The organism is Winogradskyella pulchriflava, assembly GCF_042434315.1.
In the GTDB taxonomy this organism is placed as follows: Bacteria; Bacteroidota; Bacteroidia; order Flavobacteriales; family Flavobacteriaceae; genus Winogradskyella; species Winogradskyella pulchriflava.
The window spans coordinates 274,996-297,017 of the sequence record NZ_JBHLTQ010000003.1 but is presented as its reverse complement, the minus strand read 5'-3'; the positions used below and the strand labels follow the sequence as shown (position 1 = coordinate 297,017).

Below are 22,022 nucleotides of genomic sequence, written 5' to 3'. Positions count from 1 at the left end.
TTTAATATGGAATATTTACCAAACATCCTCTTTGCCATTATCTTAGTAGTAGGTATAGGCTATTTTGTTAGAAATATTAAAAAACTGATTCGTAATATAAAACTGGGTCAAAAAGTAGATGCCAGTGATAATAAATCCCAACGCTGGAAAAATATGGCTCGCATTGCTTTGGGTCAAAGCAAAATGGTAAAACGTCCAATAGCTGGATTTCTTCATATTGTAGTTTACGTTGGTTTTATCATTATCAACATTGAAGTTTTAGAAATTATCATAGATGGCCTTTTTGGCACACATAGAATAGGTCAAGAGATTCTTCCTGCTTCATTATATGGCTTTTTAATTGGTGCTTTTGAAATATTAGCTGTTTTAGTATTAGTATCAGTTATTGTATTCTGGATAAGACGAAATGTTATTAAGCTTAGACGTTTCCTTAGTTCAGAAATGAAAGGTTGGCCAAAGAGCGATGGTAACATTATCCTATATTTTGAAATGGTTTTAATGTGTTTGTTTTTGGTGATGAATGCAACAGATACAGCTTTTCAAACAGCTAATTCTGGTAATATCTTCTCTCAATTTATTGCGCCTTGGTTTGACGGAATGTCTCAAGATTCGCTTCATATAATAGAGCGTACAGCATGGTGGTTACACATTGTTGGTATTTTAATTTTCTTAAACTATCTGTACTTTTCTAAACATTTACATATTCTTTTAGCTTTTCCAAACACCTATTTTGGCAGTGTTGAGCCAAAAGGAAAATTCAATAATCTAGAAGCTGTTACTAACGAAGTAAAGTTGATGATGGATCCGAGTGCAGACCCATTTGCGGCACCAGCAGAAGGCACTGAAGATGAAGTGCCAGCTAAGTTTGGCGCAAGTGATGTTATGGATTTAAACCAAATACAACTACTTAACGCTTACACCTGTACTGAATGTGGTCGTTGTACTTCTGCATGTCCAGCTAATCTTACAGGAAAAAAATTATCACCTAGAAAGATTATGATGGATACTCGTGATAGACTTGAAGAGGTCGGTAAGAATATCGATGCTAATAAGGGTGAGTTTAAAGATGACGGAAAACAATTGTTAGGAGATTATATCACTAATGAAGAATTATGGGCATGTACCACATGTAATGCTTGTGTAGAAGAATGTCCAGTAAGTATTAATCCATTATCTATAATTATGGATATGCGTCGTTATTTGGTAATGGAGCAGAGTGCTGCGCCAATGGAACTAAATAATATGATGACCAATATAGAAAACAACGGCGCACCTTGGCCATACAACCAAATGGACCGTTTAAATTGGGCTAACGAAGAGTAAAAAAAGTTGATATGTTTATCCGTTGATTTGTGTGATTTTTTTGCATAAACGTATAAACGCAAAACAAATAAACATCTAAAAAGATGAGCGAGCAACTAAAAGTGCCTACAATGGCAGAATACATGGCTGAAGGTAAGCAACCAGAAATTCTATTTTGGGTTGGTTCTGCTGGTAGCTATGATGATAGAGCTAAAAAAATCACCAAAGCATTTGTAAAAATATTAAACAAAGCTAATGTTGATTTTGCTGTTTTAGGAACAGAAGAAAGTAATACAGGTGACGTGGCTAAACGCGCAGGAAATGAGTTTTTATTTCAGATGCAAGCCATGATGAATATTGAAGTGCTTAATGCTTACGAAATAAAGCGTATAGTAACCTGCGATCCACATTCCTTTAATTGTATAAAAAACGAATATCCAAGTTTAGGCGGGAATTATGAGGTTATGCACCATACGCAATTCATTAAGGAATTAATTGATTCTGGTCGTCTTACGTTAGAGGGAAACACATACAAGGGAAAACGTATTACATTCCACGATCCTTGTTACTTAGGACGTGCTAATAGTGAATATGAAGCACCTAGACATTTGCTTAAAAAAACCAATGCTAATTTGGTAGAAATGAAACGTCATAAAAGTACAGCATTATGTTGTGGTGCAGGTGGAGCTCAAATGTTTAAAGAACCAGAAAAAGGGGATAAGGATATAAACGTTTTAAGAACTGAAGATGCCTTAGAAATCAAACCAGATATTATTGCTACAGGTTGTCCATACTGTAATACGATGATGAGCGATGGTATAAAAGCTAAAGAAAAAGAAAATGAAATTTCAGTTATGGACATCGCTGAATTAATTGCAAACACATAGACCTTAATAAATGAAGAAAATAACTTTTATTCTTATTGCATTGTTAGTTGTAACTAGCCTTAATGCACAAAAAAAATCTAAACAAGAGGTAATAGACCTGATGGCAGAGGATACCTGCGAGTGCATTGCAAAGAAAAAGTTAAGTGCATCAGATTCCATGGAGGAAAAAGAAATAGCCTTAGGTCTTTGTTTGTTATCAAGCTTTAACGAGCATAAATCCAAATCAAATTATTATAAAAAGAAGACTTTAGATGATATGGAAGAGATAGGTGAAGATGTTGGTTTTGCTATGGCATCAATGTGTGCAGATGATTTTTTGTCTATATTTTCTTCAGAAGAGTTGGTGGATATGGCGTATGATGATGACGAAGATGGATCAGAAAGTTCAGGTGGTAGTGGTCTTACAATTGAAGTTGAATTAGTTGCAATGAACAATGATGCTATTTCATATATAGAGGCAAAAGATGATTATGATAAAAACCATATTTTCTTAATTACACAAGAGTTTGAAGGCTATGATTTGCTTAAGAAATCTAATTTTGGAAATTCCTTTTTAATAACATTTAAGGAGGTAGAGTTTTTTGATTTAAGTGAAAAGCAATACATCACTAAAAAAGTAATAACCAAAATAGAAGCTATTTAGTGTTATGGATAGAGAGCCTTTACCTTTAAGAAAAATAATTATTAATGGAATTATTAACGGATTAGCATTTGCGTTATTAATGGCTGGTTATGATTACTTTACAGATGAGCCATTCTCTTTTTCTAAATTTATTTTTCATTTTGTAACTTTTGGTTTTTTTATGGCTATATCATTTCGGTATAAGTACGGTAAAAAAGTGCAAAGTAAGAACTAATGAATTTTACGAATCTTCAGATAGAAACAGAAAGTCTACCTAAAATTGATGAGGTTAATCTCAAGCCTATTGCAAAATCTTATCTAAAAATCATTGCGCTCAATAAATTAGTGTATTACATAGCTTTGGTTGGATTAACTTTCATTGTAAAATTGATTATTGAAAAAAAATCAGAGGTACAGATTGATTTGTGGTACATTATTTTTGTTGTCATCGGGTTTTGTATGGTTAATTTTATTGTAGCATTACTGGCTTTTCGAAAACGCAAATATGCAGTAAGGGAGCACGATATCATTTATTCAAAAGGATTGTTGATGCATTCTATAACTACAATACCAATTTCAAGAATTCAACATGTAGAAGAATCACGAAGCTGGTTGGCTAGATACTTTGGTTTATCGACGCTCAAGATATTTACAGCAGGTGAATCTGGTAGCGACTTAAGTATAAAAGGATTAGAGCATCTTGAAGCGAAAGGAATTAATGATTTTATTAGTGCCAGGGTAAATGGAAACAATTGATTTTTCTCAACCATTAAGGCAATCGTCTAAAGGCATCTTAATTATTTTTGCTTTCAATACCTTTAAATTTTTCAAAAAGTTTTTTGTTCTGTTTATAGCTTTTGGTGTATCTATAATGAGACGGAAATCAATTGGTAGTCTTACGCCTACAATGATAATATTGGCTTTTCTAGCAATCCTAATCATCATCTTGATTATAGCGATTCTCAAATATCTTAATTTCAAGTTTCATATAAGTAAAGATGATTTTCATCTTTCAACCGGAATACTGAATAAGGATAGTACTATTGTTCCAAAATCTAAGATTCAGAATGTTTACATCAAACAAAACTTTCTACAACAGCTTATCAATGTGGTTTCAGTCAATATCGAAACTGCTGGAGACAAAAAATCTGAAATAGAAATCAGCGCTTTAGATAAACCTACGGCATTACTACTTAAAAAAGAATTGTATAGTAAAGCAAATGTCGAATCTGTTAGCATAAGTGAGGAACTGACATCCGAAGTATTTTTTAGAGCTTCACCAAAGCGGTTATTGTTAGAAGGAGTGTCTCAAAATCACTTTAAAAGCTTTGCAATCATTTTTTCATTTGTTTTAGGACTTTACTACCAATTTGAAGAGTACATAGGTGAGTTGAAATTGATAGACAAAGTAGAGGAGTTTGTAAATCTCGATGAACAGACCCTATTGAATATTTTGTTTTTAAATCTAGTTGCCTTTTTACTCGTAATGGTATTGTCACTTTTGTTTTCGGTTATAAAAACCTTCGTAATTAATTTTAATTTAGAAGTAGTAGAACACCAAAAAACGGTCGAAATTAATAAAGGTCTATTTAATAAAGTATCGTTGAGTTTAACGCCAAGTAGAATACAGAACCTAGTTATAACAACAAATCGTATTAAGCAATATTTTGGTTTGTTTACCATGTCGGTAAGGCAGGCTATGGTGAATAAAAAACAACAAAACAATTTTAATATTGTAGCTCTGGAAAAACAACAGATGCTTCATTTGGTTCAGAAATTACTTAATAACTACACGTTTGATAGCAATAGATTGAAACCAAGTATATATTATGTCAGAATTTTAATTTTAAAAGCCTTAGTTTGGGTAGTTATAATTAACGTTTTTGCTATGATATTATCTAGTAATGCGTTGTTTTGGATAAACGTTCTTGTGCTTCCTTTTGCTTCTTTATATGTTTATATGACATACAAAAAAGCTCATTATAGTATAACTAACGATTTTGTAACCATTGGGAGTGGATTTATAGATACAACGACCAATATTCTTGAAATTCATAAAATACAAGCTGTTAAACTAAAACAGTCTATCATTCAAAAACGAAGAAAAATTGCTTCCGTTGAAATTTTAACAGCTTCTAAGTCGGTAACTATTCCTTACATCAATGAAAATAATGCCAAATCAGTTTATGATTTCTTATTATTTAAGGTAGAATCTCAAGATAGGGATTGGATGTAAAATCGTATGTTTGCAGTGATAAAAATAGAACTTTATGTTAGTAGATTTTGATACATTACCAGAAGAATCTCGCGTTTGGATATACCAAGCTAATCGTTCTTTTACAGAAGAAGAAATAGCTGAGTTAGCATCTAAAATCGAAACATTTATTGAAGCTTGGACAGCTCACGGAAAAGATTTGCAGTCAGGTTATAAGATTGTTTACAAGCGTTTTATAGTTATTGCTTTAAACCAAAATTTAAATATGGCTACTGGCTGTTCTATTGACGCTTCTGTTCATTTTATTCAGGAACTAGAAAAAGCTTATAGTGTGGATTTAATGGATAAAATGAATGTCTCATACAAACAAGGAGAGTTCATAGCTTATAAGCCTTTGCTGGATTTTAAGAAAATGGCAAAAAACAATTCTGTTTCAAAAAACACTATTGTATTTAATAACCTTGTAACCAACATAGCAGAGTTTAAAGAAAATTGGGAAGTACCTGCGAGTGAGAGCTGGCATAGTAGGTTCCTAAAATAACTCTTTATAAAAAACTTTTATATTTCAAACAGAATACCCACTTTTACATCTTCAAATCATTATAGGTGGCAACAGATATATTCTTATTAAATATTTCAGGACAGGATAAACCAGGACTAACATCGTCATTAACAAGTGTGTTAGCAACGTACGATGCTAAAGTATTAGACATTGGTCAGGCTAATATCCACGATACTTTATCGTTAGGTATTATGTTTGAAATTAAATCTGGAAAAAAGTCAGCAGCAGTATTAAAAGATTTACTTTTCAAAGCTTATGAGCTTGGTATAACAGCTAAATTTTCACCAATTTCACTAGAGGATTATGAGCATTGGGTGAATATGCAAGGTAAAGACCGCTATATTGTTACCATTTTAGGAGAGAAATTAAAAGCTGAGCAGATTTCTGAAGTCACTAAAATCATTTCAGAAAAAAACCTGAATATTGATTCCATAAAACGCTTAACAGGAAGAACATCTTTAGTTAAGAAGGTTGAATATCAAAGAGCTTCAATTCAACTATCTATTAGAGGTAAACTAACAGACAAGTCAGAGTTTACGACCAGATTTATGGAAATTTCAAGAGAATTAGATGTGGATATTGCGTTTCAGGAGGATAGTATGTTTAGACGCAACCGACGATTGGTTTGTTTTGATATGGATTCTACTTTAATTCAAACCGAAGTTATCGATGAATTGGCAGAACGTGCAGGTGTTGGTGAAGAGGTAAAGACTATTACAGAGTCTGCAATGCAAGGAGAGATTGATTTTAATGAAAGTTTTAAAAAGCGAATGAAGCTTTTAAAAGGACTTAGTGAAGATGTATTAAAAGATGTGGCCGAAAACCTTCCGATAACGAAAGGAGCAAGGCGTCTCATAGATACACTACATAATTACGGGTATAAAACGGCAATTTTATCTGGTGGCTTTACTTATTTTGGACATTATCTTCAAGAAAAACTTGATATTGATTTTGTGTATGCCAACCAACTGGAAATAGAAAACGGAGTTCTTACTGGTGGCTATATTGGAGATATTGTTGATGGCAATAAAAAAGCTGAATATCTTCAATTATTAGCAGATAATATGGGCATTGATATTGAGCAAACCATTGCTGTTGGTGATGGAGCAAATGACCTACAGATGCTGAATTTAGCAGGATTGGGTATTGCTTTTCATGCCAAACCAAAGGTTAAGGATAACGCACAGAGTTCTATTTCTAGTATTGGACTGGATGGTGTACTATATCTATTGGGTTATCATGATCGCCATATCGATTTATTAGAATAGCAGTTTGCTTAACTGTTAATTATACAGTTTATAAAAGTATCACAAAGTCTTTTTACTTCTTATTAAATATGCTATTTTGGCATAGTATTCGTTATTATCCAATAATATAAAACTGTAAAATATAGCCAATGCGTTATTTGTCCCTTATCTGTTTATGTTTTTGTTTTCAATTCAATTGTGCTCAAGAGCATATTGATAACCCTCTAGCTACTAAAGACCCAGTAAAGCAACAGCAATGGGTAGATAGTGTATATAATTCCATGACTGTTAAGGAACGTATAGGTCAGCTCTATATGGTTCAGGTGATGTCTGAAAACAATGACGTGGTTAATAATAAGATTGTTGATTTAATCAAAAATGAACATATAGGCGGAGTAATTTACTCTAATGGTGGTCCATACAGACAGGCAGTACTAAACAATAATTTACAAGCAGCATCTAAGCTTCCACTTCTCGTTGGAATGGATGCAGAATGGGGTTTGAGTATGCGATTAGATTCTACCTATGCTTTTCCTTGGAACATGACACTTGGTGCCATTTCAGAGAATAAACTGGTAGAACAAACCGGAAGACAAATAGGAGAACATTGCAAACGATTGGGTGTGCATTTTAATTTTGCACCTGTTGTAGATATAAATACCAATCCTAAAAATCCTATAATTGGCAATCGTTCTTTTGGCGAGGACCGAGATAACGTTACTGAAAAAGGTCTGGCTTTTATGAAAGGTATGCAAGATGCTGGTGTTTTAGCTAATGCAAAGCATTTTCCTGGACATGGTGATACTGAAGATGATTCGCATAAAACGTTGCCTTCGGTTTCGTTTAGCGAAAAGCGAATTGATTCCATAGAACTATATCCTTACAAAAAGCTGATTAATGAAGGATTATCTAGTGTAATGGTAGCACATCTTAATGTGCCTAGTTTAGAAAAGCGAAAAGGGTTTCCATCGTCATTATCTAAACATATTGTTACCGATATTTTAAAAGATAGATTAGGTTTTAAAGGCTTAATTTTTACAGATGCGCTAACCATGAAAGGTGCTGCAGATTACGTAGAAAAAAGTGTGGATGGTGTTACGACGAAAAATGTAACTAAAGGTGGAGAAATAGATTTAATGGCATTTTTAGCAGGTAATGATGTTATGTTAATGTCCGAAAATCCACAGAAAGGTATTGCCAAATTGCTTGGAGCTTATAATGAAGGCATTATAACAGAAGAGCGTTTAGCACATTCTGTAAAGAAAATATTAATGGCTAAATATAAGGTTGGATTGCATGACTACTCACCAGTTGGACTTTATGATCTTGCAAATGATTTAAATAGAATTAAAGACGATGTGCTGTATGAAAACCTTATGGAAAACGCCATCACTGTAGTTAAGAACAAAAGTTCACTTTTGCCTCTGAGAGATTTAGAAACTAAGAAAGTAGCTTACGTAGAACTTGGTAATTCTAGTGGTTCTGTTTTTTTAGATGAATTAAAAAAGTACACCAAAGTTCATCATATAAAAGGGGAGAAGTTGAATGATATTATATCAAAACTTCAAAATTATAATACTGTTGTTGTTGGTTTTCATAAATCAAATGCCAACCCATGGGAAAAATTTAAATTCTCACAGCAAGAATTAGCTTGGCTGTATGAGATTGCCAGAACAAATACAGTTGTTTTAGATGTATTTGCAAGACCTTATGCTTTAAATGATTTGCAATCCATTGAAAACATTGAAGCTATCGTTATGAGCTATCAAAACAGTAAGATTGCTCAAGAAAAATCAGCACAACTTATTTTTGGTGCAATTGGAGCTAAAGGTAAATTACCAGTTAGTACTGGTCCCTTTTTTCCTGTAGGAACTGGCGAAACTTATAATTCAATTTTAAGTTTAAGCTATGGTTTGCCAGAACGAGTTGGTATAGATTCTAAATTATTGAGTAGAATTGATTCTGTAGCACACCACGCAGTAAACCAAAGAATGACACCAGGTATTCAGCTTTTGGTAGCAAGAAAAGGCAAGGTGATTTATAATAAAAATTTTGGGTATCACACCTATGAAAAGAAGAACAAAATAGATTTTGATGATGTATTTGATGTAGCCTCGCTTACTAAAATTTTAGCAACACTCCCTATATTGATGGAATTAGAACAACAAGGTTCCGTGTCACTAGATTCTAAATTAGGAGATTTAATTCCTGAGTATAAGAAGTCTAACAAAAAAAATATCACCTTAAAGAGAATGTTGTCGCACTATGCACAGCTAAAACCATGGATTCCATTTTATTATGCTACTCTAGATTCTGTCACCAAAAAGCCAGACCCTAAATATTACAGAACTAAAAAGGAAGGAGATTTTAATGTAGAAGTTACCAATACTCTTTTTATGCGTAGCGACTATCAAGATTCAATTCAGGAAATCATTAAGGAAAGTGAGCTTTTATCAAGATTGCGTTACCGTTATAGCGATTTGCCATATTATATCCTCAAGGACTATTTAGAAGGTTTTTATGATAAATCTTTAGATGAAATCACACAAGACCGTTATTATAAAGCGCTTGGAGCAAATTACACCACGTATAATCCACGGCGAAAATTTAGCCTAAAAGACATTGTGCCAACCGAAGTTGACAACTATTTCAGGTATAAAAAAGTACATGGTTATGTTCATGATATGGGTGCTGCAATGCAAGGTGGTATAGGTGGACATGCAGGAATTTTTAGTAATGCTAATGATGTTGCCAAAATAATGCAGATGTATCTTCAAAAAGGATTTTATGGTGGACGACGCTACTTTAAATCTGAAACTATTAATAAGTTTAACACCTGCTATTATTGCGAAAGTGATAATAGACGAGGTATTGGTTTTGATAAACCACAATTAGGTGAAGACGGACCAACTTGTGGTTGTATATCCATGACTAGTTTTGGTCATTCAGGTTTTACAGGAACTTATGCTTGGGCAGATCCTGAAGAAGAAATTGTCTATGTGTTTTTAGCGAATAGAACTTATCCAGAAGCTGGAAAAAATTTATTGCTAAGAGAAAATATAAGAACCGAAATACAGCGCCTAATCTACGAAGCCATCATTGACTAAAGGGCTTATAGTTGTAAGTTAAAAAGTCTTAAAGTTAAAAAAGAAACCAACAAAAGGTATAACTTTATACGCTCAAAACCTTAAAACACTTATAGAGTAAGTATGAAAATTGGAATTGTTTGTTATCCGACGTTTGGTGGTAGTGGTGTCGTAGCCACAGAATTAGGTATAGAACTTTCCAAAAGAGGTCATGAGATACATTTTATCACCTATAGCCAACCCGTTCGGTTAGAGTTACTGAGTAACAATATTCACTTTCACGAGGTTCACGTACCAGAGTATCCATTATTTATGTATCAACCTTATGAATTAGCGTTGTCTAGCAAATTGGTGGATATGGTAAAATTACATGGCATTCAATTATTGCATGTGCATTATGCTATTCCACATGCTTATGCCGCATATATGGCTCAGCAAATGCTTATGGATGAAGGAATCCTTATTCCAATCGTTACCACGTTGCATGGCACAGATATTACGCTTGTTGGTAGCCATCCGTTTTATAAACCTGCCGTAACATTTAGTATCAATAAATCTGATGCGGTAACTTCGGTTTCTGAAAGCCTAAAGAACGATACCATGCGCCTTTTTGATATTAAAAAGGAGATTCATGTGGTTCCAAATTTTATCGACTTAGAAAAACATCTGCATAGTTTTACAGATTGTCAGCGCGAAATGATGGCAGATGACGAAGAACGCATAATTACACATATTAGTAACTTTAGAAAAGTGAAGCAAATTCCTGATGTTATAAAAATCTTTTATAATATTCAGAAGAAATTACCAGCAAAACTAATGATGGTTGGTGAAGGGCCAGAAAAGGAAGGTGCTGAACGTTTGGTTGAAGAACTAGGAATTTCTGACCGCGTTGTTTTCTTTGGAAACAGTAACGAAATTGATAGAATTCTTTGCTTTAGCGATCTTTTCTTATTGCCTTCACAAACTGAAAGTTTCGGTTTGGCAGCATTGGAAGCTATGGCAAGTAGCACACCTGTAATCTCAACAAATACAGGCGGTTTATCTGAAGTAAATACAGATGGTTTTTCAGGTTATTTAAGCGATGTTAATGCGATTGAAGATATGTCTGAGAACGCCATTAAAATTTTATCTGATGTTAACGTACTGAATCAATTTAAGGCAAACGCTAAAAAGCAATCTCAAAAATTTGATTTGCATAATATTGTACCAATGTATGAAGATATTTATGAGGAAACTCTAAAAAATTTCTTGGTGACTAATTAAACCAAACTGCGTAGCGCGCTCTTCTTAATTCTAGCGCAATTTCTTTTTCAGCAATAAGCGCTTCTTCTCTGGTGAAAAACGGATCAATGTGATTGTATAGGCTGGGACGAAGATACAAGCCGTATTTTTCAACAATATTCGACGATATTTTATGACCCTTTTTATTTCTATGTCCTGTTTTATGTTGCATAAAACGTTCTTTTGGTGTTTTGCTCGTCATGCCTACATATAAGCATTCTAACACTCCATTAAATTGCGGATTGGCTGCTCTAAACATAGCATTTTCAGTATATACGCGTTTTGATAACTCAACAACATAAATACGATAAAGGATTTTTGGCATTTTATTTAAACTGGGATAAAAATGTTTTAACAACATTCCACGTTTCTGCTGAACTACCTTCAATACGGTCTTCATCTAACATTGAAGAGCCATGCACACCATTTTCAGCAATATAGGTTTCATGACCATGTTCTTCAGCTAACTTCATTTGGTTTTGTGAACGTTCGCTTTGCATTTCTGTGGCTGGCTTTAACAATAGCACCGGAATTTCTAATGATTCTATAAACTCATCTGGCTGACAGCCTTCCAAGGGTTGCCCTGATGCAGGTGAAAATGCCAAAACACCATCAACACTATTTTGATTGTTACTTGCAAGTTTTAGAGCTAAAGTAGCACTGTAACTACTTCCCCAAAGTATGGTTTTTCCAGTATAACCTAGGTTTTTTACGTAGTATAGGGCAGCAACCATATCTGGATACGCATCACAATAACCATAGTCGTTTTTAGAAATTTCCGCTACTGTTCTGTTATAGCCTCCGTAATAATATTGTCCACCAACACGCTGGTCTATGGTTAAAATGTTAAAGCCTTCGGCTTTCAACACTGGAATAATAGATTTGTATTCTGCTTTTGTATTAGAACCACCTTGATGAAATATCAATAGGGTTGGAGCATTTTTGTCTTTTACATATAAATCACCATAAACCTTAATACTGTCACTGGCATAAAAGTGAATTTCATTTGCGGTTTTAGTTTCAGTGTTAAGCTGAGTAGTGGTATTATTTTCTTTACAAGAAGTTGTTAGGAGTAACAAGGAGCAGCTAATTATAAAAATAGTTTTCATAATGATTGTGGTTGCATGATTATGCTAAAGGTAAATGTTATAAGAAATGATTTACCAAAAATTAGGAGGCATTTAACACAATTGAAATAGAAGAGGTAAGGGTTTTTGGGAATTATTTAGCAGATCGTAAAATTTTATCCATCTTACGACCTCTGGCCAGTTCATCTATAAGCTTGTCTAAATATCTTACCTCACGTGTTAATGTGTTCTCTATGTCTTCTATTCTGTAGCCACAAATAACACCAGTAATAAGGTGAGCATTAGGATTAAGTTTAGCATTTTTAAAGAATTCCTCAAAAGTTACGTTTTCTTCCATCAACGCATTTACTTTCTCGGCATCATAGCCTGTAAGCCATTCAATAACTTCACTCAATTCTTCTTTAGTTCTTCCTTTTTTTTCAACTTTAGTAACGTAATGAGGATATACTGAAGCAAATTTCATTTTTGCAATGCGTTCATCATGATGGCTAGTTGTACTCATTTTAAGATTTTAATAATTAGTGATTTTTTGTTGCTCTAAGTTAGGAAATAATAATGAATTATGCTGATGAAGTGGCTCTGTGGTTTTTGGAAAACATAGAGGACAAAAAAAAGCTAAAACATTTAAATTATTTATCAAGCTTCCAGTAATTATTAAAATTAACTGCTTAAAATCTCATTTTTAAATTAATTGTAAACAATTAAGCATAAGTTTAAAGGGTTTAGTACATTTATAATCTATGGAAATGCTTAACCAGCTGCTTAAAGATTTTTCATCCCTTGCTTGGGGTTTACCTTTGCTTATTTTGCTTATAGGTGGTGGTTTGTATTTGCTTGTTCGTTCTCAGTTTTTACCCTTCAGACATATTGGCCATGCCATAAGTGTATTAAGAGGTAAGTATGATGACCCAAATGATCCTGGTCAGATTTCACATTTTCAGGCATTGATGACTGCGTTATCCTCAACTGTAGGAATGGGCAATATTGCAGGTGTCGCAGTGGCAATATCTATTGGTGGTCCTGGTGCTGTATTTTGGATGTGGGTTAGTGCAATTATAGGTATGTCAACCAAATTTTTTACATGTACACTTGCTATTCTTTATCGTGGAAAAGATAGTGCAGGAGAAATACAAGGTGGTCCAATGTATTTTATAACTGAAGGATTAGGGAAATCGTGGAGACCTTTAGCTGTATTCTTTAGTTTTTGCGGGCTTATAGGTGCTTTACCAGTATTTAACGTCAATCAATTAACCCAAGCTTTAAATGATATACTATTAATTCCTAATGGAGTAGAAGTTGGGTTGTATAGCAATCTAATTATAGGAATTCTTTTAGTGAGTATCACCGCATTAGTTATTCTTGGTGGTATTAAACGTATAAGTAATGTTGCATCGCGTTTAGTGCCAAGTATGGTGGTGTTATATTTTATTTTAGTGATTATTATTCTGGTTGCACATAGCAATGTGTTGCCTTACTATTTAAAACTGATTTTTACAGATGCTTTTGCAGCAAATTATTATCCCAAAAATGATACCTTTTTGGGAGGAGTTTTAGGAGCTCTTATTTTACATGGCATAAAACGTGGAGCATTTTCAAACGAAGCTGGTATTGGGACAGCACCAATGGCACATGGAGCTGCAAAAACGGATGAGCCTATACGAGAAGGGTTAGTTGCCATGCTAGGACCTGCAATAGATGCGCTTGTTGTTTGTACATTAACGGCTTTGGCTATTTTAGTTACAGGCGTTTGGGAAACAACTTCAGATAATGGAGTCAGTCTTACGGCTTCTGCTTTTGCTGATGTGATGCCAAATTATGGCAAATATGCATTACTAGTTTGTATTGCCGTATTTAGTATGAGCTCGTTATTTTCATATTCGTATTACGGTACTAAATGTATGTCGTTCCTCTTTGGCGCAGATAAAAAACATTATTACAATTATTTCTATATTTTAAGCATATTAATTGGTGCTACAACAAGCTTAAGTATGATGATTAACCTCATTGATGGTGTATTTGCTTTAATGGCTATACCTACAATGTTTGCTACGATAATATTAGCACCTAAGGTTATTATAGAATTAAAAGCTTACTCGAAACGACATAAACTTATTAAACATGAAAATTAGTGATAACGCAAAAGCCTATTGGCGAGAGAATATAAAGTATGTTCTAATCTTATTGACGATATGGTTTATCGTCTCTTATGGAGCAGGAATTTTATTTAAAGAAGAATTAAATATCATTAAAATTGGCGGTTTTAAATTAGCATTTTGGTTTGCACAACAAGGCTCTATGTATGTGTTTGTAATTCTCATATTTGTATATGTAAAGTTGATGAATAATCTAGATAAAAAATATGGCTATGATGAATAAGATATTCTTAGTAGCACAGTTAGATGTACAAACATGGACCTATATTTTAGTCGGAATTACCTTCACGATTTATATAGGTATAGCCATTTGGTCTAGAGCAGGCTCAACCAAAGATTTTTACGTTGCTGGTGGTGGAGTGTCACCATTAGCTAATGGTATGGCAACGGCTGCCGATTGGATGAGTGCGGCGTCATTTATTTCTATGGCTGGTATTATTTCTTTTGCTGGCTATGATGGTGCTGTTTATCTTATGGGCTGGACAGGTGGTTATGTACTTTTAGCTTTACTACTTGCTCCATACTTACGTAAGTTTGGAAAGTTTACAGTTCCAGATTTTATAGGTGATCGTTATTATTCTAAAACTGCAAGAATTGTTGCTGTGTTTTGTGCTTTGTTGGTGTCCTTTACTTATGTAGCTGGTCAGATGCGCGGAGTAGGTATTGTATTTTCTCGATTTTTGGAAGTAGATATCAATACTGGAGTGATTGTAGGAATGCTCATTGTATTATTTTATGCTGTTCTGGGAGGAATGAAAGGTATCACATACACGCAAGTTGCGCAATATTGCGTTTTAATATTTGCCTTTATGGTGCCTGCAATTTTTATTTCTATTCAAATGACAGGAAATCCAATTCCACAATTAGGTTTTGGATCTGAGTTAAATGATGGTTCAGGAACTTATTTATTAGATAAATTAGATGGCTTAAGCACAGAGCTTGGTTTTTCTGAATATACCGAAGGCTCAAAATCAATGATTGATATATTTGCTATTACGTTAGCATTAATGGTTGGTACGGCAGGTTTACCGCATGTTATTGTTAGATTTTTTACGGTGAAGCGTGTTAAAGATGCGAGAAAATCAGCAGGAATAGCTTTATTATTTATTGTCATTTTATATACAACAGCACCTGCTGTAGCAGCTTTTGCAAGAACAAATATGATAGAAACAGTTTCTAAGCAATCCTATGCCAATGTGCCAGAATGGTTTAGAAAATGGGAAACAACAGGTTTAATAAAATTTGACGACAAGAATAATGATGGACTAATAAGTTATGTTGCTGATGAAACTAAAAATGAATTAACTGTAGATAGGGATATTATGGTATTGGCAAATCCAGAAATTGCTAAACTGCCTAATTGGGTAATTGCTTTAGTTGCTGCTGGTGGATTAGCCGCAGCATTATCAACAGCCGCAGGTCTGTTGTTGGTTATTTCTGCTTCTGTATCTCACGATTTAATCAAGAAAATCATAAAACCTTCAATTTCTGAAAAGGGAGAATTAGTGGCTGCACGTTTGTCTGCTGTTGGTGCAGTTTGCGTTGCAGGTTATTTTGGTATCAACCCTCCAGGATTTGTAGCAGCAGTCGTAGCCTTGGCATTTGGTTTAGCTGCTGCGTCCTTTTTTCCAGCTATTATTCTAGGTATTTTTTATAAACGCATGAATAAAGAAGGTGCTATTGCCGGAATGATTGTTGGTATAGTTAGTATGCTACTATATATGATGAAATATAAGTTGGGTTGGTTTGACGATGTATTACCAGATAAAAGTCAATGGTGGTTCGGAATTTCACCAGAAGGTTTTGGTACTATCGCGATGCTACTTAATTTCATAGTGTCGATAACTATAATGAAGTTCACAAAAGCGCCACCTCAAGAGGTTCAGGATATAGTTGAGCATATAAGAATTCCTAGTGGAGCAGGAGAAGCTGTTCAACATTAAATTTAGAACTAAGCTTTAAGCAAGTGAAGCTTTAAATTGTTGAGGAGTTATCATTTCCATTTTTTTAAATTGTCTATTGAAATAACTCGTGTTATTGAAACCAGACTTATACGCAATTTCAGACATTCTCAAATTTTTACATTCTTTAATTAACTTTTTAGAAAACTTAATTTTCTCAGAATTTATATAATCAATAGGTGAGATTCCTAATGTGTTTTTAAACTGCTTATGAAAATGAGATGTGCTCATATGAGCCTTTTTTGCTAATAAATCCACTGAAATGTCTTTATTGGTTAAATTGTTTTTTATGTACTTGATAACTGTCCCAATTCTGGTATCATTAAAAATATGGGTATCATTTATAATTAAAGATTTTGCTTTGGTTTGTAATAATCTTACAATTAATTCTTGTATCATTAAATCTAGCAAGACATCCTTAGACTTATTACTATTAGTAAAGGTATAGGTCAAACGCTCTATTAAATGATTAACATCAACGTTGTTTATGAGATGTGATGCGGTTTCATCTAATTTCCAATTATTATTTTCATTTTCTATAGCTACACTATGGTTAAACTTTTCAACTACTTCTTCAATTTTAAAAGCATCAATTCCTAATGCTAGACATTGGGTCGGTTGGTCTTTGGTTGCTAACGGAAAATCAATAATCATTTCTTTATTTGTTGGCATTACAACAGATTCTCCAGGAAAAAAATCAAAAGCATCAAAGCCTTCTAAGTGCATTACTTTTTTTCCTGTAAGCATGCTTGCTATAATAGGAAAATCGAAAGTTAAAGATACCTTTTCTGCAAAAGCATGGGTTTCATAAATATTAAGTTCTGCATACTCAGCATTATAAGTCGTTCTGTTTTCTACTAATGTAGTGAGCTTTCTATTACTTCTTTTATGATTTAATAATGCTTTCATATTCAATATTACAAAAAATTAAAGTTTAATTTTTCTTAATAATAGTTAATAAGAGATATGTTCAAAAGTATAATAAATATGTTCAATTTATTTAGGATTTGATAAAATAACTTTATCAAAATTATAGAATGTATAAAAATAATACTAATTAAATAAGTAAACAGCAATTTATTATGAGTTACTCAAAACCACAATTTAAAGAGAAATACTCCAATTTTATAAATGGAAAATTTGTACCACCTGTTGGTGGAAATTATTTTGATAATACATCACCTGTTGATGGAAGTCTTATAGCTAAATATCCACGATCCCAAAAAGAAGATGTAGAAAATGCTGTCGATGCAGCAAACGCTGCTAAAGAGGCTTGGGGAAATACATCTGCAACCGAACGTGCAACATTATTAAATAAAGTCGCAGATATTATTGAAGAAAACCTGGAAGAGTTTGCACTTGTAGAAACTTGTGATAATGGTAAACCAATAAGAGAAACGCTTAACGCTGATATACCATTATGTGTAGATCATTGGCGTTATTTTGCGGCTTGTATAAGAGCAGAAGAGGGTAGTGCAACTGAATTAGACCAGAACACTTTATCCATGAATATTAAAGAACCGCTTGGCGTGGTCGGACAAATTATTCCATGGAATTTTCCTTTATTAATGCTATCGTGGAAATTACCTCCAGCTTTAGCAACTGGTAATTGTGTAGTTTTAAAGCCAGCAGAACAAACACCCTCTTCTGCAACGTTGTTAATGGAAAAAATTGCAGATGTTTTTCCGCCAGGTGTCATTAATATTATCCATGGATTTGGCCCAGAAGCCGGTAAACCGTTAGCATCGAGTTCTAAAGTAGATAAAGTTGCTTTTACTGGTGAAACTACAACTGGTCAACTAATTATGCAATATGCCTCGAAGAACCTTAATCCGGTGACAATGGAATTAGGTGGTAAATCACCAAATATTTTCTTTAATAGTGTTATGGATGAGGATGATGCGTTTTTAGATAAAGCTATTGAAGGTGCTGTTTTATTTGCTTTTAATCAAGGTGAAGTTTGTACTTGTCCATCAAGAATTTTAGTGCAAGAGGATATTTATGATGCGTTTATGGAGCGTGTTATTGCTAGAACAGAAGCTATCATTCAAGATAATCCTTATGATACCAATACAATGGTAGGAGCACAGGCATCAAATGACCAGTATGAAAAAATTCAGTCCTATTTTAAAATAGGTACTGATGAAGGTGCTAAAGTTTTAACTGGTGGTGAAGCCAATAAATTAAGTGGAGATTTAGCTAATGGTTATTATATAAAACCAACTTTATTAGAAGGTCATAACAAAATGAGAGTATTTCAAGAAGAAATTTTTGGACCAGTAGCTTGTGTTACTAAGTTTAAAGATGAAGCTGAAGCACTAGAAATTGCAAACGATACTTTATATGGTTTAGGAGCAGGTGTTTGGACAAGGGATGCTCATCAACTTTATCAAATACCAAGAGCTATAAAAGCAGGTCGTGTTTGGGTTAATTGTTATCACGCTTATCCTGCACACGCACCTTTTGGTGGCTATAAAAAGTCTGGATTCGGTAGAGAAAATCACCTAATGATGATGAGTCATTACAGACAAACCAAAAATATGTTAATTTCTTATGATAAGAACAAATTAGGGTTCTTTTAGAAATTGATTAATAGCAGTAAGGCTGAATTATTTTTATTTATAGTTCAGCCTTATTAATATATTTAAATTATTATGACACGAGTAGATATTACAGAAAGAGCAGCAGAAATAGTAAAACAATTAAAAGCCAGGCATGGGGATTTAATTTTTCATCAAAGTGGAGGCTGTTGTGATGGTTCTGCTCCAATGCTTTTTGAAAAAGGTGATATGTATTTAGACGAAAGCGATATACTTTTAGGAGAAGTTGAAGGTGTTAAATTTTATATGAACCAAGACCAGTTTGAGTATTGGAAACATACTCACTTAACCATAGATGTTACAGAAGGTCGTGGAGCAAGCTTTTCTTTAGAAATACCTCTAGGTCTTCGGTTTTTGATTCATTCTCGTTTATTAACTGAAGCAGAATCTTCTTTTTTTAATTCAAAATAACTACCTTTTTAAACTGAAAATAACTAAGCAAAAAAATGAGTAATTACCACATAAAACAGTTTGAAGAATACTTTCAGGTTTATCGAAAATCCGTTAGAAATCCTGAACAATTTTGGGAAGAAATAGCAGAAGAGCATTTTGTATGGAGGAAAAAATGGACTAATGTTCTAAGTTGGGATTTTAAAAAACCAGAAGTTAAATGGTATGAAGGTGCCAAGCTTAATATTACAGAGAATTGCTTAGATAGACACCTTAGAACACGAGGTGATAAAACTGCCATTCTTTTTGAACCTAATGACCCAAATGAACCAGCTGAGCATATAAGCTATATACAATTGCACGAACGTGTTTGTAAATTTGCTAATGTTTTAAAGGAAAAAGGCATTAAGAAAGGCGATCGTGTTTGTATTTACTTACCGATGATTCCAGAATTGGCTGTATCTCTATTAGCATGTGCCAGAATAGGAGCCATACATTCTGTGGTTTTTGCAGGTTTTTCTGCAACAGCGTTATCAACACGTATTAATGATAGTGATTGCAAAATGGTAATTACTGCCGATGGTTCTTATCGTGGTGCAAAAACTATCGATTTAAAAGGTATTGTTGACGAGGCGCTAAATGATACTCCAGGTGTAGAATCTGTTTTGGTAGCAAAACGAATTAACTCTGACATCAACATGAAAGAAGGTCGTGATTTTTGGTTACAAACGCTTTTAGACGAAGCTTATCAAGATTGCGATATCGAAATTATGGATGCTGAAGATCCGCTATTTATACTTTATACTTCTGGTTCTACTGGTATGCCAAAAGGCATGATGCATACTTGTGGAGGTTATATGGTTTATACAGCTTATACCTTTAAAAATGTATTTCAATATACCGAAAAAGATGTGTATTGGTGTACAGCAGATATTGGTTGGATTACAGGTCATAGTTATATTGTTTATGGACCATTATGTAATGGAGCAACCACTGTAATGTTTGAAGGAGTTCCTAGTTATCCAGATTTTGGTCGTTTTTGGGAAATCGTAGAAAAGCATAAAGTAAATCAGTTTTACACAGCTCCAACTGCAATTAGAGCATTGGCAAAGGAAGGAGTAGAACATTTAGAAAAACACGATTTATCTTCCATAAAAGTTCTCGGAACTGTTGGTGAGCCTATAAATGAAGAAGCATGGCATTGGTACGATGATAACGTTGGAAAGAAAAAAGCGCCAATTGTAGATACGTGGTGGCAAACGGAAACAGGAGGTATTATGATTACTCCAATAGCTTTTGCAACTCCGACTAAACCAACGTATGCAACTTTACCTTTTATTGGAATTCAACCAGCGTTAATGGACGAAAATGGAAAAGAAATTAAAGGAAACCAAGTTGATGGTCGCTTATGCGTAAAATTCCCTTGGCCAAGTATGGCGAGAACCATATGGGGAAATCATCAGCGCTATAAAGACACTTACTTTTCGGCTTATGAAAATATGTATTTTACTGGAGATGGTGCCTTGCGAGATGAAGTTGGGTATTATAGAATTACAGGTAGAGTAGATGATGTGATTATCGTTTCTGGACATAATTTAGGAACTGCGCCAATTGAAGATGCTATAAACGAACATCCGGCAGTTTCAGAAAGCGCCATCGTTGGTTTTCCTCACGATGTTAAAGGAAATGCACTTTATGGTTACGTCACCTTAAAAGAAACAGGAGAAAGTAGAAACCACGATAACCTACGTAAAGAAATCAATCAATTAATTACTGAGCAGATTGGGCCTATTGCTAAACTAGATAAAATTCAGTTTACAAATGGATTGCCTAAAACACGAAGTGGTAAAATAATGCGTCGTATTCTGCGTAAAATAGCATGTAACGAAACGGATCAGTTGGGAGATACAAGTACATTGCTAAATCCTGAAGTTGTTGAGGAAATTATTGATAATGTAATATAACCATTTCGCAGTCAATTAAATATGAAGTCATACGAAACTATAAATGAGCTTAGTGAAGGTCTTTATCATAATATTAAAAATGAAGCAGATATAAAAAGTAGAATTGAAGATGCTGTGCAGAGAATTCATTTGGAAATTTCAAAAGACTTTAGTTCTTTGTTTGGAAAGGAATTGAGCCTTGAAGGTTTTCACGTCTATGTTGATGACGAATCGTATAGGCAAAGTGCTACAGGATTAATTTTATATGAAACTATTTTCAATCATAAAGAATTCAAAATCAGAGTTGAATGCTTAATTGATCATGGAAGAATTTGGATTAAAGTAAAAGGTGGAAAAGATATATCAGATTTCACCAAAATTGTATCACGAATAGAAAAAGTTCAATCAATAGAAGGACTGAGTGAATTAAGAGAGATAAAATAAGAACGGACTAAAATATATTAAAACCCTTTCTCTTTTTTAATCTTAGCCAATTCAACAATAGCCTTCAAACGTGCTTTACGTTCAGCGTCTTTTGTCTTTATCTTATTTTTTTTCTGAGCAATTAATTTGCTATGCTTGGCTTTGTTAGCTGTGTTTTTTTCGCGTCCTTTTTTTGCCATTATTTTATTATTTCTATGATGTAAAATTAAGTTAAATTATTTTTTAACTTAAATATAATCAG

General features: G+C 33.7%; 22 protein-coding genes. 17 read left to right on the top strand and 5 right to left on the bottom strand.

Going from position 1 to position 22,022, the window contains the following annotated elements; genetic code table 11:
• The first annotated feature begins 6 nt into the window (after window positions 1-6).
• From ACFFGA_RS07495 to bshA, 10 genes are all read left to right on the top strand, one after another.
• Window positions 7-1,323, top strand: coding sequence for a 4Fe-4S dicluster domain-containing protein (locus ACFFGA_RS07495; protein WP_386061920.1), 1,317 nt, complete (start codon window positions 7-9; stop codon window positions 1,321-1,323).
• 83 nt (window positions 1,324-1,406) lie between these two features.
• Window positions 1,407-2,189, top strand: a complete 783-nt coding sequence (locus ACFFGA_RS07490) for a (Fe-S)-binding protein (protein ID WP_386061917.1) — start codon at window positions 1,407-1,409, stop codon at window positions 2,187-2,189.
• A gap of 10 nt (window positions 2,190-2,199) precedes the next feature.
• Complete coding sequence (locus tag ACFFGA_RS07485; protein WP_386061914.1) at window positions 2,200-2,832, top strand: hypothetical protein; 633 nt, start codon at window positions 2,200-2,202, stop codon at window positions 2,830-2,832.
• A gap of 4 nt (window positions 2,833-2,836) precedes the next feature.
• Complete coding sequence (locus ACFFGA_RS07480; protein WP_386061911.1) at window positions 2,837-3,046, top strand: hypothetical protein; 210 nt, start codon at window positions 2,837-2,839, stop codon at window positions 3,044-3,046.
• Window positions 3,046-3,567 carry a PH domain-containing protein gene (locus tag ACFFGA_RS07475; RefSeq protein ID WP_386061908.1) on the top strand — a complete coding sequence of 174 codons (522 nt, stop codon included), beginning with the start codon at window positions 3,046-3,048 and terminating at the stop codon, window positions 3,565-3,567. Before ACFFGA_RS07480 ends, ACFFGA_RS07475 begins: the two co-directional genes overlap by 1 nt.
• The gene (locus ACFFGA_RS07470) at window positions 3,554-5,047 is read left to right on the top strand and encodes a PH domain-containing protein (RefSeq protein ID WP_386061906.1); all 1,494 of its coding nucleotides are present in this window, start codon (window positions 3,554-3,556) and stop codon (window positions 5,045-5,047) included. The genes ACFFGA_RS07475 and ACFFGA_RS07470 overlap by 14 nt, the downstream gene beginning before the upstream one ends.
• Window positions 5,048-5,081: 34 nt before the next feature.
• Complete coding sequence (locus tag ACFFGA_RS07465; protein ID WP_386061903.1) at window positions 5,082-5,567, top strand: ABC transporter ATPase; 486 nt, start codon at window positions 5,082-5,084, stop codon at window positions 5,565-5,567.
• A 65-nt stretch (window positions 5,568-5,632) separates the two neighbouring features.
• Window positions 5,633-6,856 carry a phosphoserine phosphatase SerB gene (serB, locus tag ACFFGA_RS07460; protein ID WP_386061900.1) on the top strand — a complete coding sequence of 408 codons (1,224 nt, stop codon included), beginning with the start codon at window positions 5,633-5,635 and terminating at the stop codon, window positions 6,854-6,856.
• A gap of 128 nt (window positions 6,857-6,984) precedes the next feature.
• Window positions 6,985-9,942: a serine hydrolase domain-containing protein gene (locus tag ACFFGA_RS07455; RefSeq protein WP_386061897.1), complete on the top strand. Its 2,958-nt coding sequence runs from the start codon at window positions 6,985-6,987 to the stop codon at window positions 9,940-9,942.
• 102 nt (window positions 9,943-10,044) lie between these two features.
• A complete protein-coding gene (gene bshA, locus ACFFGA_RS07450) occupies window positions 10,045-11,184 on the top strand; it encodes an N-acetyl-alpha-D-glucosaminyl L-malate synthase BshA (RefSeq protein ID WP_386061894.1) in 1,140 nt (379 codons plus the stop codon).
• Here bshA and ACFFGA_RS07445 read toward each other — a convergent pair.
• The 3 genes from ACFFGA_RS07445 to ACFFGA_RS07435 form a co-directional block, all read right to left on the bottom strand.
• Window positions 11,177-11,527, bottom strand: coding sequence for a ribose-5-phosphate isomerase (locus ACFFGA_RS07445; RefSeq protein WP_386061892.1), 351 nt, complete (start codon window positions 11,525-11,527; stop codon window positions 11,177-11,179). The genes bshA and ACFFGA_RS07445 overlap by 8 nt on opposite strands.
• A gap of 1 nt (window position 11,528) precedes the next feature.
• Window positions 11,529-12,311, bottom strand: a complete 783-nt coding sequence (locus ACFFGA_RS07440; RefSeq protein WP_386061889.1) for an alpha/beta hydrolase — start codon at window positions 12,309-12,311, stop codon at window positions 11,529-11,531.
• A gap of 112 nt (window positions 12,312-12,423) precedes the next feature.
• Window positions 12,424-12,792 (bottom strand): DUF2200 domain-containing protein, encoded by a 369-nt coding sequence (locus ACFFGA_RS07435; RefSeq protein ID WP_386061886.1) that lies wholly within the window; start codon window positions 12,790-12,792, stop codon window positions 12,424-12,426.
• A 238-nt stretch (window positions 12,793-13,030) separates the two neighbouring features.
• Between ACFFGA_RS07435 and ACFFGA_RS07430 the strand changes: the two genes are divergently transcribed.
• Genes ACFFGA_RS07430 through ACFFGA_RS07420 form a run of 3 tightly spaced genes read left to right on the top strand, consistent with a single transcriptional unit; the run spans window position 13,031 to window position 16,386 of the window.
• The gene (locus ACFFGA_RS07430; protein WP_386061883.1) at window positions 13,031-14,419 is read left to right on the top strand and encodes an alanine/glycine:cation symporter family protein; all 1,389 of its coding nucleotides are present in this window, start codon (window positions 13,031-13,033) and stop codon (window positions 14,417-14,419) included.
• Window positions 14,409-14,666 (top strand): DUF4212 domain-containing protein, encoded by a 258-nt coding sequence (locus ACFFGA_RS07425; protein WP_386061880.1) that lies wholly within the window; start codon window positions 14,409-14,411, stop codon window positions 14,664-14,666. Before ACFFGA_RS07430 ends, ACFFGA_RS07425 begins: the two co-directional genes overlap by 11 nt.
• Entirely contained in the window at window positions 14,656-16,386 is a 1,731-nt protein-coding gene (locus ACFFGA_RS07420; RefSeq protein WP_386061877.1) for a sodium:solute symporter family protein, read from the top strand. The genes ACFFGA_RS07425 and ACFFGA_RS07420 overlap by 11 nt, the downstream gene beginning before the upstream one ends.
• Before the next feature lie 15 nt (window positions 16,387-16,401).
• Here ACFFGA_RS07420 and ACFFGA_RS07415 read toward each other — a convergent pair whose 3' ends face one another.
• Complete coding sequence (locus ACFFGA_RS07415) at window positions 16,402-17,313, bottom strand: AraC family transcriptional regulator (protein ID WP_386061874.1); 912 nt, start codon at window positions 17,311-17,313, stop codon at window positions 16,402-16,404.
• Window positions 17,314-17,486: 173 nt separating this feature from the next.
• On the opposite strand from ACFFGA_RS07415, the gene ACFFGA_RS07410 reads away from it, so the two are divergent.
• From ACFFGA_RS07410 to ACFFGA_RS07395, 4 genes are all read left to right on the top strand, one after another.
• Window positions 17,487-18,986, top strand: coding sequence for an aldehyde dehydrogenase family protein (locus ACFFGA_RS07410; RefSeq protein ID WP_386061871.1), 1,500 nt, complete (start codon window positions 17,487-17,489; stop codon window positions 18,984-18,986).
• A 72-nt stretch (window positions 18,987-19,058) separates the two neighbouring features.
• Window positions 19,059-19,415: a DUF779 domain-containing protein gene (locus ACFFGA_RS07405; protein WP_386061868.1), complete on the top strand. Its 357-nt coding sequence runs from the start codon at window positions 19,059-19,061 to the stop codon at window positions 19,413-19,415.
• A 35-nt stretch (window positions 19,416-19,450) separates the two neighbouring features.
• Window positions 19,451-21,358 carry an acetate--CoA ligase gene (gene acs, locus ACFFGA_RS07400; protein ID WP_386061865.1) on the top strand — a complete coding sequence of 636 codons (1,908 nt, stop codon included), beginning with the start codon at window positions 19,451-19,453 and terminating at the stop codon, window positions 21,356-21,358.
• Window positions 21,359-21,379: 21 nt separating this feature from the next.
• Window positions 21,380-21,781: a hypothetical protein gene (locus ACFFGA_RS07395; RefSeq protein WP_386061862.1), complete on the top strand. Its 402-nt coding sequence runs from the start codon at window positions 21,380-21,382 to the stop codon at window positions 21,779-21,781.
• 17 nt (window positions 21,782-21,798) lie between these two features.
• Here the strand turns inward: ACFFGA_RS07395 and ACFFGA_RS07390 are convergent, their stop codons facing one another.
• Entirely contained in the window at window positions 21,799-21,960 is a 162-nt protein-coding gene (locus ACFFGA_RS07390; RefSeq protein WP_386061860.1) for a hypothetical protein, read from the bottom strand.
• Window positions 21,961-22,022 lie beyond the last annotated feature (62 nt).

Coding starts and splice junctions, on each gene's coding strand:
- ACFFGA_RS07435 (WP_386061886.1), bottom strand. CDS start 12,792: ATGAGTACAACTAGCCATCATGATGAACGCATTGCAAAAATGAAATTT.
- bshA (WP_386061894.1), top strand. CDS start 10,045: ATGAAAATTGGAATTGTTTGTTATCCGACGTTTGGTGGTAGTGGTGTC.
- ACFFGA_RS07485 (WP_386061914.1), top strand. CDS start 2,200: ATGAAGAAAATAACTTTTATTCTTATTGCATTGTTAGTTGTAACTAGC.
- ACFFGA_RS07405 (WP_386061868.1), top strand. CDS start 19,059: ATGACACGAGTAGATATTACAGAAAGAGCAGCAGAAATAGTAAAACAA.
- ACFFGA_RS07445 (WP_386061892.1), bottom strand. CDS start 11,527: ATGCCAAAAATCCTTTATCGTATTTATGTTGTTGAGTTATCAAAACGC.
- ACFFGA_RS07420 (WP_386061877.1), top strand. CDS start 14,656: ATGATGAATAAGATATTCTTAGTAGCACAGTTAGATGTACAAACATGG.
- ACFFGA_RS07480 (WP_386061911.1), top strand. CDS start 2,837: ATGGATAGAGAGCCTTTACCTTTAAGAAAAATAATTATTAATGGAATT.
- ACFFGA_RS07440 (WP_386061889.1), bottom strand. CDS start 12,311: ATGAAAACTATTTTTATAATTAGCTGCTCCTTGTTACTCCTAACAACT.
- ACFFGA_RS07390 (WP_386061860.1), bottom strand. CDS start 21,960: ATGGCAAAAAAAGGACGCGAAAAAAACACAGCTAACAAAGCCAAGCAT.
- ACFFGA_RS07465 (WP_386061903.1), top strand. CDS start 5,082: ATGTTAGTAGATTTTGATACATTACCAGAAGAATCTCGCGTTTGGATA.
- ACFFGA_RS07455 (WP_386061897.1), top strand. CDS start 6,985: ATGCGTTATTTGTCCCTTATCTGTTTATGTTTTTGTTTTCAATTCAAT.
- ACFFGA_RS07395 (WP_386061862.1), top strand. CDS start 21,380: ATGAAGTCATACGAAACTATAAATGAGCTTAGTGAAGGTCTTTATCAT.
- ACFFGA_RS07490 (WP_386061917.1), top strand. CDS start 1,407: ATGAGCGAGCAACTAAAAGTGCCTACAATGGCAGAATACATGGCTGAA.
- acs (WP_386061865.1), top strand. CDS start 19,451: ATGAGTAATTACCACATAAAACAGTTTGAAGAATACTTTCAGGTTTAT.
- ACFFGA_RS07470 (WP_386061906.1), top strand. CDS start 3,554: ATGGAAACAATTGATTTTTCTCAACCATTAAGGCAATCGTCTAAAGGC.
- ACFFGA_RS07430 (WP_386061883.1), top strand. CDS start 13,031: ATGGAAATGCTTAACCAGCTGCTTAAAGATTTTTCATCCCTTGCTTGG.
- ACFFGA_RS07425 (WP_386061880.1), top strand. CDS start 14,409: ATGAAAATTAGTGATAACGCAAAAGCCTATTGGCGAGAGAATATAAAG.
- ACFFGA_RS07475 (WP_386061908.1), top strand. CDS start 3,046: ATGAATTTTACGAATCTTCAGATAGAAACAGAAAGTCTACCTAAAATT.
- ACFFGA_RS07495 (WP_386061920.1), top strand. CDS start 7: ATGGAATATTTACCAAACATCCTCTTTGCCATTATCTTAGTAGTAGGT.
- ACFFGA_RS07415 (WP_386061874.1), bottom strand. CDS start 17,313: ATGAAAGCATTATTAAATCATAAAAGAAGTAATAGAAAGCTCACTACA.
- ACFFGA_RS07410 (WP_386061871.1), top strand. CDS start 17,487: ATGAGTTACTCAAAACCACAATTTAAAGAGAAATACTCCAATTTTATA.